Origin of the sequence: Pseudonocardia sp. TRM90224 (assembly GCF_021245725.1) — a bacterium.
GTDB lineage: Bacteria > Actinomycetota > Actinomycetes > Mycobacteriales > Pseudonocardiaceae > Pseudonocardia.
Window position 1 is genome coordinate 51,619 of record NZ_JAJGSX010000021.1, and the last position, 18,896, is coordinate 70,514.

12 protein-coding genes are annotated in these 18,896 nt (G+C 74.9%); 8 read left to right on the forward strand and 4 right to left on the reverse strand.

What is annotated here, in order from left to right; genetic code table 11:
- Positions 1-22 precede the first annotated feature (22 nt).
- The 5 genes from LL648_RS26110 (at position 23) to LL648_RS26130 (ending at position 7,041) form a co-directional block, all read left to right on the forward strand.
- Positions 23-1,189, forward strand: a complete 1,167-nt coding sequence (locus LL648_RS26110; RefSeq protein ID WP_232665371.1) for an exonuclease SbcCD subunit D — start codon at positions 23-25, stop codon at positions 1,187-1,189.
- Positions 1,189-4,524, forward strand: coding sequence for an AAA family ATPase (locus LL648_RS26115; RefSeq protein ID WP_232665372.1), 3,336 nt, complete (start codon positions 1,189-1,191; stop codon positions 4,522-4,524). The genes LL648_RS26110 and LL648_RS26115 overlap by 1 nt, the downstream gene beginning before the upstream one ends.
- Entirely contained in the window at positions 4,521-5,474 is a 954-nt protein-coding gene (locus LL648_RS26120) for a hypothetical protein (RefSeq protein ID WP_232665373.1), read from the forward strand. Before LL648_RS26115 ends, LL648_RS26120 begins: the two co-directional genes overlap by 4 nt.
- A gap of 146 nt (positions 5,475-5,620) precedes the next feature.
- Complete coding sequence (locus tag LL648_RS26125; RefSeq protein WP_232665374.1) at positions 5,621-6,256, forward strand: hypothetical protein; 636 nt, start codon at positions 5,621-5,623, stop codon at positions 6,254-6,256.
- The gene (locus LL648_RS26130; protein ID WP_232665375.1) at positions 6,253-7,041 is read left to right on the forward strand and encodes a nucleotidyltransferase domain-containing protein; all 789 of its coding nucleotides are present in this window, start codon (positions 6,253-6,255) and stop codon (positions 7,039-7,041) included. Before LL648_RS26125 ends, LL648_RS26130 begins: the two co-directional genes overlap by 4 nt.
- Positions 7,042-7,044: 3 nt before the next feature.
- Here LL648_RS26130 and LL648_RS26135 read toward each other — a convergent pair whose 3' ends face one another.
- Positions 7,045-7,575, reverse strand: coding sequence for an AMIN-like domain-containing (lipo)protein (locus LL648_RS26135; RefSeq protein WP_232665376.1), 531 nt, complete (start codon positions 7,573-7,575; stop codon positions 7,045-7,047).
- A gap of 91 nt (positions 7,576-7,666) precedes the next feature.
- Here LL648_RS26135 and nadE point away from each other — a divergent pair, with 91 nt between their 5' ends.
- Positions 7,667-8,494, forward strand: a complete 828-nt coding sequence (gene nadE / locus LL648_RS26140; RefSeq protein WP_232665377.1) for an ammonia-dependent NAD(+) synthetase — start codon at positions 7,667-7,669, stop codon at positions 8,492-8,494.
- Positions 8,495-8,679: 185 nt separating this feature from the next.
- Complete coding sequence (locus tag LL648_RS26145) at positions 8,680-8,898, forward strand: hypothetical protein (protein WP_232665378.1); 219 nt, start codon at positions 8,680-8,682, stop codon at positions 8,896-8,898.
- 121 nt (positions 8,899-9,019) lie between these two features.
- Here LL648_RS26145 and recD read toward each other — a convergent pair whose 3' ends face one another.
- The 3 genes from recD to recC all read right to left on the reverse strand — a co-directional run bounded on the left by recD (position 9,020) and on the right by recC (position 17,728).
- Complete coding sequence (gene recD, locus LL648_RS26150; protein ID WP_232665379.1) at positions 9,020-10,825, reverse strand: exodeoxyribonuclease V subunit alpha; 1,806 nt, start codon at positions 10,823-10,825, stop codon at positions 9,020-9,022.
- Between the two features lie 106 nt (positions 10,826-10,931).
- Positions 10,932-14,279 (reverse strand): UvrD-helicase domain-containing protein, encoded by a 3,348-nt coding sequence (locus LL648_RS26155; RefSeq protein ID WP_232665380.1) that lies wholly within the window; start codon positions 14,277-14,279, stop codon positions 10,932-10,934.
- Positions 14,276-17,728: an exodeoxyribonuclease V subunit gamma gene (recC, locus tag LL648_RS26160; protein WP_232665381.1), complete on the reverse strand. Its 3,453-nt coding sequence runs from the start codon at positions 17,726-17,728 to the stop codon at positions 14,276-14,278. Before recC ends, LL648_RS26155 begins: the two co-directional genes overlap by 4 nt.
- 306 nt (positions 17,729-18,034) lie before the next feature.
- Here recC and LL648_RS26165 point away from each other — a divergent pair, with 306 nt between their 5' ends.
- Entirely contained in the window at positions 18,035-18,442 is a 408-nt protein-coding gene (locus LL648_RS26165) for a hypothetical protein (RefSeq protein ID WP_232665382.1), read from the forward strand.
- The last annotated feature ends 454 nt before the right edge of the window (positions 18,443-18,896 follow it).

Genomic DNA, 18,896 nt, shown 5'->3' on the forward strand with positions numbered 1-18,896 from the left:
CGCGACCTACGATGACGGCCTGATGCGACTGTTGCACACCGCCGACTGGCACGTCGGCAAGACGCTCAAGGGCCACAGCCGGCTCGAGGAGCAGGAGCAGGTGCTCCGCGAGATCGTGGGGATCGCCCGCCGGCTCGAGGTCGACGCCGTGCTGATCGCCGGCGACCTGTACGACACGGCCGCGCCGTCCGCGCAGGCGCAGCAGCTGGTCGTGCGCACGCTGATGGCGCTGGCCGGCACCGGCGCCGAGGTGATCGCGATCGCCGGCAACCACGACCACGCGCAGACCCTCGACGCCTACCGGCCGCTGGCCAACGCCGCGGGAATCACGCTGGTCGGCTCGGTGCGCACCGCCGACAAGGGCGGGCTGGTCGAGTTCACCGCGCGCTCCTCGGGGGAGCGGGGCACGGTCGCGGTGCTGCCGTTCCTCTCGCAGCGCTACGCCGTGCGCGCCGCCGAGCTGATGACGAACACCCCGGCGCAGAACACCAGCGCCTACGACCAGCAGCTGCGCGACATCCTCGGCTCGCTGACCTCCGGGTTCGCCGACGACGCCGTCAACCTCGTGATGGCCCACCTCACGGTCCTGAACGGGACGTTCGGCGGTGGGGAGCGGGCCGCGCAGTCGATCTTCGAGTACGCGGTGCCGGCGGCGATCTTCCCGATCGACGCGCACTACGTCGCGCTCGGGCACCTGCACCGCCGCCAGCAGATCGCCGCGCAGTGCCCGGTGCACTACAGCGGCTCGCCGCTGGCCGTCGACTTCGGCGAGCAGGACAACACACCCGTCGTCACGCTCGTCGAGGCCGCGCCGGGCACGCCGGCGAGCGTCACCGACATCCCGATCACCGCCGGGCGCCGGCTGCGCACGTTGCGGGGCACGGTCGCGGAACTGTCGGAGCTGGGTGAGACCGTCGGCGACGACTTCTTGCGGGTCTGGGTGAAGGAACCGGCCCGCGCCGGGCTGCGGGAGGAGGTGACGGCCTTGCTGCCCAACGCGCTCGAGGTGCGCATCGACCCCGAGTTCGCCGCGCCCGTCGAGTCGTCGCGGCCGTCCGGCGGCGGCGCCGAACGCAGCCCCATCGACCTGTTCAAGGAGTACCTCGGCACCCGCTCGGTCGCCGACCAGCGCGTCGAGGAGCTGTTCCGGCGGCTGCACGAGCGCGTCACCGAGTCCGGGAGCGGCTGATGCGTCCGGTGCTGCTGGAAATGGCGGGGTTCGCCGCCTTCCGCGAGCCCACCACCGTCGACTTCGTCGGTGCCGAGTACTTCGCGCTGGTCGGGCCGACGGGCGCCGGCAAGTCCACGGTGATCGACGCGATGACGTTCGCGCTCTACGGCTCGGTGCCGCGCTGGGACAACAGCCGCACGGTGTCGCTCGCACTCGCCCCGACGGTCGGGCGGGGCACGGTCCGGCTGGTGTTCGACGTCGGCGGCGCCCGCTACGTCGTCGCCCGGGAGCTGCGGCGGGCGGCCAGCGGCAGCGTGTCGGTGCGCAGCGCCCGGTTGGAGCGGCTGCGCGACCCGGCCGGTCTCGGCGCGGTCGACGAGGAGACCGAGCCGCTCGCCGACGGCGCCGGCCCGACGACCACGGCCGTCGAGACGCTGCTCGGGCTGCCGTTCGGCGATTTCTGCACGTGTGTGGTGCTCCCGCAGGGCGAGTTCGCGGAGTTCCTCCACGCCGAGCCGCGCAAGCGCCAGGAGAAGCTGGTGCGCATCCTCGGGTTGGGCGTCTACGACGTCATCGCCCGCGAGGCCAACAGCGAGGCCGCCGCGGCGCGGCAGCGCGCGGAGGTGCTCACCGAGCAGCTCGACGCCTACGCCGACGCCACCGCGGAGGCCGAGCAGGTCGCGACCGCACGGGTCGTCGAGCTGGAGGCGTTGGTCGAGCGGGTCGGCGCGGCCGTGCCCGAGCTGGCGGCCGCGGCCACCGAGCTGCAGGCGGCGCAGGCCACCGTCGAGCGGCTGCGCGGCGAACGCGACCGGCTCGCCGCGCTGCGCGCGCCCGACGGGCTGGCCGAGCTGGACGCCCGCCACCGCGGTGTCGCCGCGGAGCTGGAGCAGGCGGGGGACCGGGCGAGCGTCGCGGAGGAGGCCGACACCGCCGCGCGCGAGCTGCTGGCCGCCGCGCCGGCGCGGGGGCCGCTGGAGCAGGTGCGTCGCGAACGGGCCGAGCTCGCGGTGTGCGAGGCCGAGCTGCCGGGCGCGCGCGACCGCCGCGACAAGGCCCGTGCCGCGTTCGAGACGGCCGCGAGCGACGCTGCCGACGCGGGCGCGGCGGTCGAGGCGGCCCGGGCCGAGCGCGACGCCGCCACCGCGGCGGCGACGGCCGCGCGCGACACGGTCGCCGGGCTCGTCGCCGAGCGCGACGGCCTGCGGGGCCTGCACGTTCCCGCAGGTCTGGAGGCCGTCGACGGCCGCCGCTCCGGCGCGGCCCGCGCGCTGGAGCGGGCCGCCGCCGCGCTCGCCGGAGCCGAGATCGCCGATACGAACGCTCGCGAGGCGCTGGCCGCCGCGCCCGCCCGCGGCCCGCTGGAGGAGGCCCGCCGCGATCGCCGCGAGCTGGTGGCCGCCGAGGAGCAGCACCGGGTGGCCGTCGAGCGGGCCGGTGCGGCGCAGAAGGCAGCCGAGGCCGCGACGGCCGAGGTGACGGCCACACGCCACCGGCTCGACCATGCCCGTGAGCGCAACGCGGCCTCCGCGCGCGCCGGGTTGGCGGCGTCGCTGCGACCGGCGCTGGAGGTCGGGCACGCCTGCCCGGTCTGCGAGCAGACCGTCCAGGTGCTTCCCGCCGCGGCCCCGGATCCCGACCTCGAGGAGGCCGAGTCGGCCGTGCGCGAGGCGGAGGCCGCCCACGAGCAGGCGCGGCGCCGGGAGAGCGCCGCGGCGGCCGGGCAGGCGCAGGCCGTCGCCGAGGTCACCCGCCTCGCGTCGACGATCACCGGGCTGCGTTCCGCGCTGACCGGGGTCCTGCCTGATCAGGAGCCCGGCGCCGTGGTGACGTCCGCCGAGCTGGAGGCTGCGCTCGCCGCGCTCGATCGGCTCACCCAGCAGCTGGAGGAGACCGACACCGCAGTCCGCAAGGCCCGTCGTGGCCGCGAGGACGCCGCACGCGAGGCCGAGGCGGTGCGCGAGGAGGTTGCGGCGGCGACCGCGGGCCTGCGCGCGGCGCGCGACCCGCTGGTGCCGTTCGGGGCGCCCGCCGTCGAGGACGACGACGTGCTTGCCGGTTGGGGCGCGTTGGTCAGGTGGGCCCACGCCGAGGCGGAGGTCCGCGAGGCCGCGCTCCCGGAGGCCGGCAACGCCGTCACCACCGCGGAGCGCGCGCTCGCCGACGCCGAACGCGCGCTGCTCGCCGCCCAGCGCCGCGCGCAGGAGCGGCGCGAGGAGGAGACGGCAGCGGCGCGCACGGAACAGGAGGCGCGCGGCGTCGCCGAGCAGCTCGAACGCCGCTCGTCGGAGCTGCGGGCCGCGCTGGAGGGCGCCGTCACCGCCGAGGCAGCCGCGGCGGAGCTGGCACGGCTGGCGGAGCTGGAGTCGGCCGCCCGCAAGGCCGACGCCGCGTTGCGCGCGGCCCGGGCGGCCGCGCGCGCCGCGCAGCAGGCCGCCGCCGAGGTCGGGCAGCAGGTCGCGGCGGCGTGGCAGGCGTTGCGCCGCGCGCGCGACCCGCTCGTCGCGCTCGATGCGCCGATCCTGGACGCGGGCGGGCCACTGCTCCCGGCATGGGAGACGCTCACGGCGTGGGCGGCAGGCGCGGCGAGCGCCCGCGCCGAGCAGCTCACCGCGGCCGAGCAGGCTGCGACCGCCGGGCGCGAGGCACTGGCGGCCGCCGAGCGCCGGCTCGCCGACGACCTCGCCGCCCACGCGGTCGCTGCGGCCTCCCCGCTGGGCCGCACGGCGCTCCCGGCTGCCGTCGGGATGCTGGAACGGGCTCGCGGCCTGCGTGACCGGGTCGTCGAGCGGCGTGCTGCGGCCGCGACGATCGCGGCCGATCGCGACGAGGCCGCTTCGGCGCAGCAGGTCGCGAAGATGCTGGGCAGCCTGCTGCGCTCCGACGGGTTCCCGCGCTGGCTGGTGGCCTCTGCGCTCGACGCGCTGGTCGCCGACGCCTCGGCGAGCCTCGCCGAGCTCTCCGGCGGGCAGTTCGAGCTCACCCACTCCGGCGGTGAGTTCCTCGTGATCGACCACGCCGACGCCGACGCGCGGCGCCCCGTGAAGACCCTCTCCGGTGGCGAGACGTTCCAGGCCAGCCTGGCGCTGGCGCTCGCGCTCTCCGCGCAGATGTCCGGGCTGGCCGCGCAGGGCGCCGCCCGGCTGGAGTCGATCTTCCTCGACGAGGGGTTCGGCACGCTCGACGAGGCCAACCTCGAAGTGGTCGCCAGCACGCTGGAGAGCCTCGCCGCGCGCGGCGACCGGATGGTCGGGGTGATCACGCACGTGCCGGCGCTGGCCGAACGCGTGCCGGTGCGGTTCACCGTCACCCGCGACCAGCGCACGTCGTCCGTCGAGCGGGAGAACCTGTGAGGTTCAGCGTCGACCCGTGGGACCCCACCTACGGCACCAGCCTCGACGCCGAGCTGGGGCAGTCGACCGCCGAGGTCGCGGTCGACATCGAGGTGCCGGCACAGCAATGGGCGCCGGTCGACCCGTCCCCAGGGGTGCTGCCGCCCGCCTGCGTCCTGTTCGTCGACGGGGTGCGCCGGGTCGACGCGCAGGTCTGGGTCGACGAGCCCGACGGGTCCGCCTCCGCGGCGCTGTGCGCGTCCTACGCGGCCGGTGTGGTCTGCTGCTGCGACGGCGACGGGGCGCACCTGCTTGCCGCGCACGTCCGGCGCGGGCTGTTCACGACGATCACCGACGGCGCCGACGTCGTCACCGCCGCCGGCACCTACCGCGCGACCTACACGTCGGGGCGGCCCGACATCGCGCCAGTACAGAACCTGTCGCTCGCGCTGCAGCGCGAGCTCGGCGACACCGAGCTGGTCGCGGCCACAGCGGCGCGCGAGGAGCACACCGGCTCCGACGACCTGCTCGTCCTCGACGGCCCGCTGCGCGGGCGCCAGCACCTGCCGCGCACGATCGGCTTCGTCAAGAGCCACCGCAGCGACTACCTGCCGCCGCGACTCGGCGGCGTGGTCGCGATGCTGCGCCCCGGGCAGCGCACCCCGGTGTTCAAGCTGGGCAGCTCCTGGGAGCGCCACACCTGGTACCTGCGGTTGCCCTGCGCGCCGGGAGCGCCGTGGGCCGGCGTCGTGAGGGTCGAGTGCAGCGCCGAGATCACGACGGATGCGGCGGTCGCGCTCGCCGACATCAGCCAGGTCACGCTCGTGCGGTACGCGTCGACCGAGTACAAGGATTCCCGCGCCCCGCAGAACCTCTACCCGATCGCCGGGCTCGAACGCGCGCTGCGTCGTCGCCTCGGCGAGCCCTCCGTCGTCTACCGCGCGCTGCGCGGCGCCGCCGCGGCCGCCTGACCAACTTCCCCACCGTTTTGGGCACCTGCGCGCCATTTCGGCGCGCATCCACCCAAAACAGTGGGGAGATTTGCGCGCGCGGGTCCGGGTCGGCGCCAGGGTCTTCCCCGATGCCCGCCGGTCGCGTCGAGGCGCAACATCGAGACGTGATCAGAAGTGGTGTGGCCCGGGTGTCGTTCCTGGTGGCCCCGGCAGGTTTCCTCGGCGGCTGGCTCTTGATGCGGCCGATCGGCGGCGGGCTCGAACCGGGGTTCTGGTGGACGTCCGCGCATGTGGTGTGGCTCGTCGGCTTCGTTGCGTTCATCCCTGTCGGGTTGGCGCTGCGGACGCTGGCCCGGCCGAGCGTGATCGCCGACCTTGCGGGCGTCGCGGTGGTCCTCAGCGCGGTCGCGAACATCGTGCAGATGGGCGTCGACCTGGTGGTCGGGTTCCAGGCCGGTTCGCGCGACGAGCTGCGGGCCGGCCTCGCGGGCTTTCGCTCGCTGCCGGCCGTCGAGCCGCTGGTGTACTCGGTCGGCGCGCAGCTGATCTTCGTCGCACTGTTGGTGCTCGCGGTCCTGCTGGCCTGGCGGCGCACCGTGCCGATGCCGCCGCCGGTGGCCCTGGCGGCCGGGATCGTGCTGCTCGGTGTCGCGATGATCGCCGGACGCAACACCGGGGTGATGCCCGCCGCGATGACGGTCATGGGCCTCGGGCTGGCCGGGATCGCGTTCGGCGGCCCCGGTGAGCACCCGAAAACGGAGCGCGTCGACGCGGGGGCCGTGCCACCATCCAGCACGTGACCCGATCAACGCAGCACACGGAGTACGGCACGCGGGAGGTGGCTCTCGGCGGCGAGATCCTCCGCACCGTCGTCGGCTCCGGCGTGCACGGCATCGCGATCGCGGGCACCGACGACCACGACGAGATGGGCGTCTTCCTGGAGCCGCCGGAGCGGGTGCTCGGCATGTCGCCCGACGTGCCGCACTACGTCTGGCGCACCCAGCCGGAGGGGGTCCGCTCCGGGCCCGGCGACACCGACCTCGTGCTCTACTCGCTGCGCAAGTACCTGCACCTGGCGACGAAGGGCAACCCGACGGCGCTGCTGCCGCTCTTCGCGCCGCCCGACGCGATCGTGGTGCTCACCCCGCTGGGTGAGGAGCTGCGTGCGCTCGCGCCGGCGGTGCTCTCGCAGCGCGCGGTGCACCGGTTCCTCGGCTACATGAACGGCCAGCGCAAGCGGCTGCTCGGCGAGGGCCGCGGGTCGCCGCGTGCGGAGCTGGTCGCCCGCTACGGGTACGACGTCAAGTACGCGTCGCACGCGCTGCGGCTGGTCCTCCAGGGTCTGGAGATTGTCAGGGACGGGCGGCTCACGCTGCCGATGCCCGAGGCGGAGCGGGCGGAGGTGCTGCGCGTGAAGCGCGGCGACGTCCCCGAGCTCGCCGACGTGCTCGCCCGCGTCGAGCAGCTGCAGGCCGAGATCGAGGAGCGGTTGGCAGCGGGCCGCACCCCGCTGCCGAGCCACCCCGATCTCGAGACGATCACCGCGTGGGCCGTCGCCGCGCAGCGTCGCCACTGGGGCTGGTGAGCGTCAGCTCCAGCGGTGCGCGACGTCGAGCACGACGCGGTTCCCGAGCGTGAACACCCGGAACGGCAGCCGCGCGCGGACACCGACACCGAACGTGGTGTCGCCTTCGAAGCTGTTGCCGTAGACGACCGAACGCAGGGTCCGGTAGCCGGCGACGTCCACCTTCTTGTTGTCGTAGGTGGCGTTGCCGGCGTCGTCGTACGCCCGGTTGTGCAGCGTGACCTGCAGCCGGGCGCCACCCGGGACGGGCAGCACTGCACCGGAGCCGTCGAGCCGGACGTCGTCGACGTAGGCGACGTGGAAGCCGCCGGCGTCCTTGTCGACGTCGAAGACGACCCGGTCGAAGCACTGGTGGCGGCCGGCGCGGGCGGAGCGGACGAACCCGCTGCCGGCGTCGTCCGCCACCTTCGGCGTGCTGCCCCAGGAGATGCCGCAGTAGCCCTCGGTTGCGGAGGCTGCCGCAACGCCCGGCACCACGACTGCGGCACCGGCGAGCACAAGCGCGAGTACCAGCACACGAGCGAGTTTCCGCATGTCGAGCTCCTCACGGTCGCAGAAGACGAGCAAACCTGAGGACGTTGGGGGCAGCTTTAAGGTTGCATTGGTCTCAGTAGAGTGCCCGAACGTGTCGAACCTCCGTGACCAGATCATCGCCGAGCTCGGCGTCCGGCCCACGATCGACCCGAGCGCCGAGATCCGCGCCCGGGTCGAATTCCTGAAGGGCTACCTCGCGGCCACCCCCGCGACCGGGTTCGTGCTGGGGATCAGCGGCGGCCAGGACAGCACGCTGGCCGGACGGCTGGCGCAGCTCGCCGTCGAGGAGATCAGGGCGGAGGGCGGGGACGCCGAGTTCATCGCCGTCCGGCTGCCCTACGGCACGCAGGCCGACGAGGAGGACGCCCAGATCGCGCTGCGGTTCATCCGGCCCGACCGATCGGTCGTCGTGAACGTCAAGCCGGGCGTCGATGCGGTGTCCGCCGAGGTGCGCGGCGCGCTGGGCGGCGACCTGCGTGACTTCGTCCGCGGCAACGTCAAGGCCCGCGAGCGCATGGTCGCGCAGTTCGCGCTCTCCGGGCAGCTCGGCTACCTCGTGATCGGCACCGACCACGCCGCGGAGGCCGTCACCGGGTTCTTCACGAAGTACGGCGACGGCGCCGTCGACCTCATCCCGCTCTCCGGGCTCACGAAGCGCCAGGGCGCCGCGCTGCTGCAGGAGCTGGGCGCGCCGCCGAGCGTCTGGGCGAAGGTGCCGACGGCCGACCTCGAGGACGACCGGCCCGCGCTGCCGGACGAGGAGGCGCTCGGCGTCACGTACTCGGAGATCGACGACTACCTCGAAGGCAAGGACGTCACGCGGGCGGTCGCGGCGCGCGTGGAGCTGCTCTTCCTCGGCACCCGGCACAAGCGGGCGCTGCCGGTGACCCCGACCGACACGTGGTGGCGCAACCCCTGATGCTCACGGTGCGTGTGCGGCCGTGAGGTGTCGGCGAGGAAAGGCTAGGAAAACCGCCGGTGAACGTGGTGTTCGGCACGTCGCTACCGGCTACGGCCGGATCTGCGGTCACACTGTGTCGTGAGCGGCCGATGTCAACGGCGACCACGGTCCTCTCGCCTGATCGACACCGGGCTGGAGGCCTCATGATCATGCTGTGCGAGCGGTGCTACGCGCCGATCGGGGAGAGCGAGAAGGTGCTGCGCCTCGCCCACATCGACCACGCGCACGACGACGGCAGCGTCACGTGGGTGCACACCTACGTGCACACCGACGCATGCGTCCCGCCGAGGCCGGCCGCGCACGAGCGGCCCGACACCGGCGAGTGGGACTCCACCCGCGGCATCGGCTCCCGCCGCACCTAGCAGCCCTCCCCCGGATGGTCCTCCGAGGCCCGGGGGAGGGCAGGAACGCCACTTTCCTGCCCTGTGAGGGCCGGAAAGTGGCTTTCCTGCTCTCGCGTGCGGGCGCGCCGGAGTTCCCGTCTCAGCGGTCGAGCCGGTTGCGCAGACCGCTCGCGCGGCTCACGGGTCGTTCGACGGCGGCCCGCACGGCGTCCTCCGTGCCGACGACCCTGACGAACTCGCGTGCCCTCGTCACGGCCGTGTAGAGCAGCTCGCGCGTGAGCAGCGGCGACTCGGCCGGCGGCAGGACGACCGTGACGCGGCGGAACTGGCTGCCCTGGCCGCGGTGCACGGTCATCGCGTGCACCGTCGCGATGTCCGACAGCCGTGAGGGCGGGTACAGCGTGGGCGGGCCGCCCCGCGCGAACGCCACCCGCAGGCCCTCCGGACGGGCGATCACCACGCCGGTGTCGCCGTTGAACAGGCCCACGTCGTAGTCGTTCGCGGTGACGAGGACGGGTCGGCCGGGGTACCACTGGCCGAGCGCGGGGCCCGCGAGCCAGCGCTCGATCTCCGTCGTCCAGCGCGCCACCCCGTAGGGCCCGCGGCGGTGCGCGCAAAGCACCCGGTGGCGTTCCAGCGCGGCGAGCGCGCTTTCCGCGTCGCCGGCCTCAGCCGCCGTGGCGAGCTCCGTACCTGCGGCGACGACGTCCCCACGGACCTCGTCGAGCGCGCCCGGTTCGACGAACGCAAGGTCGGCGGACCCGCGGCGCAGCAGCGTGATCGCGGTCTCGGCGTCGCCCGCCTGCACGGCGTGCGCGAACTCGGCGATCGTGCCGCCGAACCGCCAGACGTGCTGCAGCGTCACCACCCCGTGCACGACGTCGCCGGGCAGGCCGAGCACCCGCAGCGACTCCTCGAGCGCGGGCTCCGGACGTCCGCGCGCCCCGGCCATGTCGCCGAGCACGGCGCCGGCCTCGACGGACGCGAGCTGGTCGGGGTCGCCGACCAGCACCAGCCGCGAGGTCGGGCGCACGGCGTCGAGCAGCCGGGCCATCATCGTCAGCGACACCATCGACGTCTCGTCGACGACGACCACGTCGAACGGGAGCCGCTGGGTGCGGTCGTACCGGAAGCGGCCGGTGCCCGGCAGCCAGCCCAGCAGCCGGTGCAGCGTCGACGCCTCCGGCACGCGGGCGCGCAGCTCAGCCGGCAGCTCGGCGGTGACGGCCTCCTGCAGCCGGGCCGCCGCCTTGCCGGTCGGGGCCGCGAGCGCGACCCGCGGCGGCGGGCCGGGTTGCTCGGCGAGCAGCGCGAGCAGCCGCGCGACCGTCGTGGTCTTGCCGGTGCCCGGGCCGCCGGCGAGCACCGTGACCCGCCGCAACGCGCCGACGGCGGCCGCCAGCCGCTGCTGCTCGGACCCGGCGGAGGTGAAGTGCCGGTCGAGGCCGTCGCGCAGCACGTCGAGATCGACCTGGGGTGGCGCGGCGGCCGCCCGCTCCAGCAGCGAAGTGCGGACCAGCTCCTCCTCGCGCCAGTAGCGCTCGAGGTAGAGCAGGCCGTCGACCAGGCGCAACGGGCGTCCGCCGGGCGCATCGGCGCCGTCGGCGACCAGCGGGCCGGCAACGCACGCCGCGAGCCACGCCGCAGGTTCGGGCCACGGCAGCGCGGAGACGTCGACCAGCTCGTCGCCCTCACCGAGCACGGTGTGGCTCACCGCGGCGAGGTCGACGCACACCGAGCCGAGACGCACCGCACGGACCGCCAGCGCGGCGGCGAGCAGCACGGTCTCGTCGGACTCGCCGCCGAGCCGGCCCAGCCTGGTCGCGACGTGCACGTCGGCCGGTGCGAGCACCCCGGCGACGTTGAACGCGGCGAGCAACCCGTGCGCCGACGTGGCCAGGCGCGGATCGCCGACGTCGACGGTCACCTCGACACCCACCGTCACGCCGCACCCCCGAACTTCCCCACCGTTTTGTCAACCTGCACACCCTGCAAGGCGTGCAAATGGGCAAAACGGTGGGGAACTTCGACCGGGTGTCGGCGGTGCACGGTCACGTGGCGGGCCCCGTGTCGAGCAGCGCCGACAGCTCGACGAGGAGCGCGGGCGGGGGTGCCCAGCTGAACACGCCGCACGGGACGTCGTCGACGGTCGGGGTGGACGGCCCGCACATGCCGCGCAGGAACAGGTACGCGACACCGCCCAGCTGGCGGTCGGGGACGTAACCGGGCAGCCGCCAACGCAGGTAGCGGTGCAGCGCCACGCCGTAGAGCAGCGCCTGGAGCGGGTAGTTCGCCGCGATCATGGCATCGGCGAGCAGCGCCGGCGTGTAGTGCGCCGACGTGAGCGGCTCCCGCCCGTCAGGGCCCACCGGGCCGAGCCAGTTGGTCTTGTAGTCGACGATGACGAACCGATCGCCCCGTACCCGCAGCACGGCGTCGACGCTGCCGGTCAGGTACCCGCGCAGTGGCTGCTCGGCCAGCGCGGGCTCCTCCAGCGCGGCCGGGTAGGCGGCGAGCGGGTCGCCGACCGGCAGGTGCCGCCGCAGCACCGCTGCCACGTCGCCCAGCATGAGCCGCTGCGGGCCGGGGGCGTCGCCGCCGGCGAGCGGCATCTCGAAGTCGAGCTCCGCGAGCCGGTCGCGGGGCGCGATGTCGGCGAGCCGCAGCCCGCCGGCCAGCGGGCCGAGCGGCGTGCGCGCGACCGGTTCGAGCGCCGCGGCCAGCGTCGCCGCGTCGACGCCCAGCACCGGGAACCGGACGAACTGCTCACGGCACCGCGCGAGCAGCTCACCACCGAGATCGGGCACGGTCAGGTCGGCAGCCTCGAAGACGGCGTGCACGAGCGTCCCGAACGCGGCTCCGACCGGGAGGTCCGCCATCGGCGACGGCATCCCGGAACCCGTGGACGGCACCGGCTCCAGCTCGACCGGCACCTCGTCGGTGCTCCCGGCGTCCTCCGGCTCATTGCCGGAACCGTTTGGACCCGAACCGTGGTGGCCGGCGCCGGCGGTGAGCGCGGAGTAGGAGGTGCGCCGCCATTGCCGGTCGAGCGCCCGCGCGAACGTCGCAGCGGTCAGCTCGCCGCCGCCACCGTCGCGGCTCGGGAACTGGCTCAGCGCCCTGACCTGCACCTCCTCGACGGCGAGCACGGGGGAGGCGAGCGAACGCAACGCGTCGAGCGCGGCGGCGTCGGGCGGGATCCGGTAGGCCTGCGCCGGTTGCTCACCCGGCTCCGGACGCCCGATGAGCAGCCGGTGCACCGGCGAGGTCGACGTAGTCGTGGCCGGCACCCACCACGTGACGACCTGGCTCTTGGCCCGCGTGAGCGCGACGTACAGCAGCCGCAGGTCCTCACCGGCCTCCTCGGCGAGGTGCTGCGCGCAGCGCTCCTTCCAGCCCTCGCCGGTCTCGCCGCCGACGTCGAGCACCCGCGCGCCGCGCGGGTCGTGCAGCAGCGGCACCTCGGGGTCGCGGACGTTGCGGTCCCACCCGAACGGCACGTAGACGATCGGGAACTCGAGCCCCTTGCTGCGGTGGATCGTGATGATCTGCACCGCGGCGGCGTCGGACTCCAGCCGCCTGCTGCGCTCCACCCCGACGTCGGCCGCGGCGTCCTCGATGCGGTGGCGCAACCAGTCGACGAGCGCGCCCGGCCCGAGGTGGCCCGAGACCGCCGCGGCGTGCAGCGACTGGCCGATGTGGCGCAGGTCGGTGAGCCGCCGCTCGCCGTCGGTGCGGCTCAGCAGCCGTCGCGGCAGCGCGGTGTCGGCGGTGACGGCCTCCAGCAGCGCCGCGACGCCGCGCTCGTGCAGCACCACCGCCCACGCCTTGACCTGCGCGCCGAGCCGGTCGAGCAGCTCCTCGGCGGCCGGCCCGCACAGCTCCTCGACGGTGACGCCGAGGAAGCTGGTGAGCGCCGCGGCCCGCAGGCGGGTGACCCGCGGCTGCTCCAGCGCCTCCAGCAGCACCAGCCACTCGCGCGCGACGGTCGTCCCGAACACGCTGGCCGTGCCCGACACCACCGCCGGCACCCCGGCCGCGGTGAGCGTGCGGTGGATGAGCGTGCCCTGGTCGTTCGTGCGCACGAGCACCGCGATGTCGCCGGGGGCGAGCGATCGGCCGTCGTACCGTGCGTCGCTCGCGAGCAACGCGGCGATGTCGGTCGCCGTGTCGCGCGCGACCAGCTCGCGGGCCGGCCCGACGACGGCGAGGTCGCGCTTCGGCGCCCGCGGCAACCACGACCGGGGGACCACCCGCACCCGCAACGGCGTGTCGACCGGCGCGCCCCGCAGCCGCTGCCCCGCGTGCGCCGCCTCGACGGGGTGCACGGCGATCCGCCGGTCGCCCAGCGCCGCGCCGCCCCACACCTGCTCCAGCGCCGCGAGCAGCGGCGCGTCGCTGCGCCAGTTCGTGGCCAGCGTGGCGTGCGCGTCGGCGTGGTCGGTGGCGTCGAGGTAGGAGACGACGTCGGCGCCGCGGAAGGCGTAGATCGCCTGCTTCGGGTCGCCGATCAGCACGAGCGTCGTGTGGCCGTGGAACGCGCGGCGCAGGATGTCCCACTGCACCGGGTCGGTGTCCTGGAACTCGTCGACGAGCACCACCCGGAACCGGTCGCGCAGCCGTTGCGGCGCGCCGCGCGTCGGATCGGCCAGCGCCTCGGCGAGGCGGGTGAGCATGTCGTCGTAGGTGTAGAGGCGCCGCACCCGCTTGCGCCGCGCCACCTCGGCCCGCACGGCCGCCGCGAACCGGTGCCGGACGTGCGCGGTGCTGCCCGACTCCGCAGTGCTCGGCTCCAGCCGCGCCTGCCCGTCGTGCACGGCCTTGCGCGCGAGCACCAGCGCGTCGGCCCTGCTGAACGCGGGTGTCCCGGCCGCGCGGTCGCCGTACTTGCGCACGTAGAAGTCGTCGACGACCTCGGTGATCAGCTCCTCGATCGACTCGACGAACACCGAATCGGGATCGCTGTCGCCCGCGACGCCCAGCCCGGCGAGCATCTGCTGGCAGAACTGGTGGGTGGTGGCGATCGTGGCCGCGTCGAACTCGGCGAGCGCGCGGGCGAGCCGTTGCCGGCGCAGCTCGACCTCGACGTCGGGCACGTCGGCGAGCAGGCGCAGCAGCGGCTCCGGGCTCGTTCGCGCGAGGGCGGGCTCGGCGAGCGCCCGTTGGGCCGCGCTCAGCTGCCCACGCACGCGTTCCCGCAGCTCCTGCGTCGCCTCCCGGCCGAAAGTGACGAGCATCAGCTCCGGCAGCCTGGCGTGGCCCTCCGCGACGTACCGGGTGGCCAGCGCGGCGATCGTGAACGTCTTCCCGGTGCCGGCACTGGCCTCCAGCACCGTCGTCCCGCCCGGCAGCGGCCCGCAGACGTCGAAGGCCGCCGGGGCGAGCACGGAGATCGTCATCGGCGCACCATGTCCTCGGCCGCGAGCAGTGGCGTCCACAGTCGCATCGCCAGCGCCCCGAACCGGGTTGGCTCGCCGCCGGGCGGCCCAGGTGTTCCGGTGATCACCTCGGGCGCCGCGGCCGGCCCCCACACCGCCGTGATCGCGTCGTCGGCGCGTTCGGGCACGGTGCCCGAGCCCCAGTACCGCAAGGCCTCCTCGACCGCGTCGCCCGCGGACGCGCCGCCGCGCCGGACCCTGGCGTAGGTGGCCGCCGCCATCGTGGGCAGCGGCAGCGGCGCGGACAGCCCCTCGCGGTGCATCGCCACGAGGTCGGCCAGCAGCTCGACGGCCTGCTCGCGGCGCAGCGGCCCTACCGACGCCCGCGCGATGCCGTGGCGGAACCCGCGGCCCAGCGTGACCGCCCGCCACGGCTGCCCGGTCGAGGCGGTGAGCGCGAGCAGCCGCACCCACGCCCGGATGCGCTGCTTGGCGGCCAGCTTGGAGAACTCGACGCGCAGCAGCACCGGGCCGGGGTACAGCCCGCCGAGCGTCCCGACGACCCGCGTGCCGTCGGGCAGCGCCACCTCGACGTCGATGTCGCCGGCCTCACCGCTCGCCAGCTCGGCCGCCGCCGCGACCAGCGGCTCCACGTCGTCGAGCACCCGCGCGAGCACCATGTCGCCGAGTGCTCCGGGTGGCAGCTCCCCGCGGCGCCACTCGGCCTGCCGGCAGCGTTCGAGATCGCGCCCGGCGAGGCGGTCGCGCAGCAGCCGTTCGCCGATCGCCCAGGTCGCCAGGCCGTCGGGCTCGACGGGCAGCGCGTCGGCCGGGTCGTCGTCGCCGGTGTACAGCGAGAGCCCCACCCGCTGCCGCAGGAAGCCCTTGACCGGGTGCTCCATGAACGTGGCGAGGTCGTCGAGCGCGACCACGTCGTGATCGGGCGGGGGCAGCGGCTCGCCCAGGAACGGCGACGGCGGCACCTTCGGCCCCGCGGCCGCGCGGGCGCCTTCCAGTTCCGTGCGGTCGAAGCTGAACACCCGCCCGCTCGCGAGGGAGCCCGTGGTGAAGTTGCGGGCGTCGAACGGCTGCAGCGGGTGCCGCACGACAACCCGGTCGAGGCCTCCCGTGCTCGCCGCGACGGCGTCGAGCAGCTCGCCGAGCGGGACGGCGGGCGGGCGGCGGGCGCCGCTGCGCTCGTCGGCCCCCGAGTGCACGATCACCAGCCGCTCGGTCGCCGCGCACACGGCGTCGAGCAGCAGCTGGCGGTCCTCGCTGCGCGGGTCGCGCTCGCCGACGACGGGATCGGCGGCCAGCACGTCGTCGCCGTCGGGGACACCGGCGCGCGGGAACACGCCGTCGTCGAGCCCGAGCAGGCAGACCACCCGGTGCGGCACGGAGCGCATCGGCACGAGCGTCGCGACCGTAAGCGTGCCGGTGCGGAAGTTCGCCCTGGTCGGACGGCCGCCGAGGCGCTGGGCGAGCAGGCTGCGCACGTCGGCGAGCCCCAGCGGCACCGTCGCGGCGTGCGGCCCGGCCGCTTCACCCGCCTCGGCCAGCTCGGCCCGCGCCTGGACGGCCTGCCACTCGTCGTCGGCGACGGTCGCGGTGAGCAGATCGAGCCCACGCCCGAGCGCAGCCACCCAGCCGGCGAGCGGCTGCTCGCCCGCGAGCGACGCGAGGACCGCCTCCAGGCGGGCGACGAACTCGGCGAGCTTGCCGAGCCGCTCGGTGTCGCCGGAGTCGACCTCCTCCATCGGCAGCGCCGTGCCCAGCCACCGGTGGTCGGAGCCGGGCATCGCAACGCCGAGCAGCAGCCGGTCGAGCCCCGCCTGCCAGGTGTTCTGCGGGAACCCGTCGAGCCGGAACGGGCCGCGGTGCGCGGCGTCCAGCCCCCACCGCACACCGGAGCGGACCGCGAGTTCACGCAGCCGGTCGAGGTCGGCGTCGTCGAGGCGGAACCGCTGACGGACGGCCGCCGTGCCCAGCAGGTCGAGCACCTGCGACGCCGTGAGCCGGGCCTGGGCCAGTTCCAGCAGCTGCGCCACGGTGTCGAGCAGCGGGTTGACCTGCCGCAACGCGCGGTCGGCCAGCCGCACCTGCAGCTGCTGGCCGGGATGCCCCGTGCCGTCGGGCTCGCCGAGGCCGAAGCTCGCCGAGATCAGCGGCGCGAACGTCTCGATGTCGGGGCACATCACCGCGATGTCGCGCGGCTCCAGCTTCGGATCGGCGGCGAGCAGCCCGAGCACGACCTCGCGCAGCACCTCGACCTGCCGGTCGGCGCCGTGGCACGAATGCACCTGCACCGAGTCGTCCGAGACGTCGACCGGGATCGGTGCTGCCGGCGGGCGGTCGTCGCGCAGCTCCCGCTGCAGCCTGCCGAGCAGCGTCGCGGGCGGCTCGGGGAGCTCGTGGTGGTGATCGACGTGGTCCGGCGCCGCGACGGCCAGCCGGACCCCCAGCTCGCGGACGTCGCGCCCGAGCGAGGAGAGCAGCGGGTGGCGCGCCGCGGCAGCCGTGGGGTCGTCGGCCCGGCGCGGGACGTCCGGCGGCGGCACGATCCGGGCCCACAGCGCGGGCGACGGGTGCGGGACGAACAAATGCACCTCGCGGTGCTCCGCGAGCGCGGCCAGCACCGCGAGCGACTCCGCAGTGAGGCGGGTGGGCCCGAACAGCGACAGCCGCTGCGGCAACGAGGAGAGGCTCGGGTCGTCGCGCAGGTTCGCGCAGGCCGCGACCAGCCGCTCCGCGGGCCCGGGCACGCCGATCCGGGTGCGCAGGCGCCGCCACAGCTCCGGCTGCCAGGCCAGGTCGCCGGCGACGGCGCCGCCGGACTGCCACTCCAGCAGCATCTGCGGCCGGTGCGCGGCGTAGGAGGCGAACAGCTCCGCGAGGCGCCGCGCGGTCGCGTAGCGGCGGCCCGGCCGGCCGCCGGCGGCGACCAGATCCGGGCCGAGGTGGCTGCGCAGCGGCGCGCACCACGGCTCCTGCAGGCTCGCGTCGACGACCTCCAGCAGCGGCCAGACCGACCGGGCGGGCGCCCACGGGTCGTCGGCCGGGTCGAAACCGACTGCCTCCCCGACCGCCGCGGCCACGATCGTGGCCGGCGACGGGAACGTCACGCCGGCGCAGACACCGTCGGCCCGGGCGCCGTCGGCCCGAACGCCGTCGGCCCGGACGCCGTCGGCCCGGACGCCGTCGGCCCGGACGCCGTCGGCCCGGACGCCGTCGGCCCGGACGCCGTCGGCACTGACGCCATCAACACGGTCGGCGCCGACCCCGAGCCGGTGGGAGAGCCGGTGCGCGAGCCAGCGCTCGACCCCCTTCGCCGGCACTGCGACGACCTCGGCCGTGAACGGGTCGGGCAGCGGATCGGCGAGCAACTCGCCCAGCGCGCGGGCCAGCGCGTCGGCCCGCTCGGCCCGGTGCACGTGCAGCCGGCCGGTGCGGGGCACTGGCCCGTCGGTCATGACCCAGAAAGGTAGGGCGCCGCCCCGACGGTCCCGGACGCGGGGCGCAACCTCCCCACCGTTTTGTCTACTTGCGCACCTCGGAGGGTGTGCAGGTTGGCAAAACGGTGGGCAAGTCGGGCGGATCGTGATCATCGGCCTACCCGGCCGGGTCTCCGGAAGTGTCTGGTAGATGCCCAGCGCGGTCGCTCACCCTGAGTGACAGCCACTTGTAAACGACACGATGGTGGTATCCCGCTACCGACCGGTTAACGGAAAGCTGTGTCCCACGCGATCTCCGGGCAAGAACGCGGGAAGGGGACGGAGATGGACGAGACGACGACGGGGCCGGTCGAGCCTGTCGGCCCGGTCCACGACGCAGTGCCACAGCAGCGCGGCATCCGCGACGCGGCACGCGGCGAGGTCCTGCACCGCTACGCCCGGCTCTCCAACAGTGGCAAGCCGATCTTCTGCACGCCCAGCCGGGCCGAGCTGTCCGGGCAGGTGCCGGCCCGCCAGACGCGCGGCACCGACGGCAAGGTGATCTACCCGACCCGCGAGGACGCCGAGGCGGCCGCCCGCGAGCTCGAGGCGCTCGGCGCCAACTACCTGCGCCCGTACCTGTGCGGGCGCTCCCGCAGCGGGCACTTCCACCTCACCACCGACACGACGCCGCGCTCGATGCTGCCGCTGCACCTGCGCATCCCGCAGCAGCGCGACCGCATGACGGCCTGACGATTACTTCCTCCTCCGGGAACCTGACCTCGTCGCACGGCGTCTACCCGCGAGCAGGATGCGTGCGCAACGCACACGTTGCCAGGAAAGCCACTTTCCTGGCGCCACAGGACAGGAAAGTGGCTGTCTCGACCCGGACCGGTCGCACGGACTGGCTGGGTCACACGGTTCCATGTGGTGTACGGCGCACGGCCGGCCACTTGCGCCGGGTGCGTGTGGAGGGCAGGAAAGCCACTTTCCTGCCCCTGCAGGGCCTGAAAGTGGCTTTCCTGCCCTTGCGTGCGGAACGCACGCATCTTGGCCGCACCACAGATTCTCACCCCTCGTGGTGGCCGGAGGGCCATGGCTGACTTTCCTGGCACCAGCGTCGCGCTGACGCGGCGGGCGACCGGCTGACCGCGACGCGTCGGGATGGCAGGGTGGGGCCGCACAGCAAGCCCGCACCCGAGGAGAC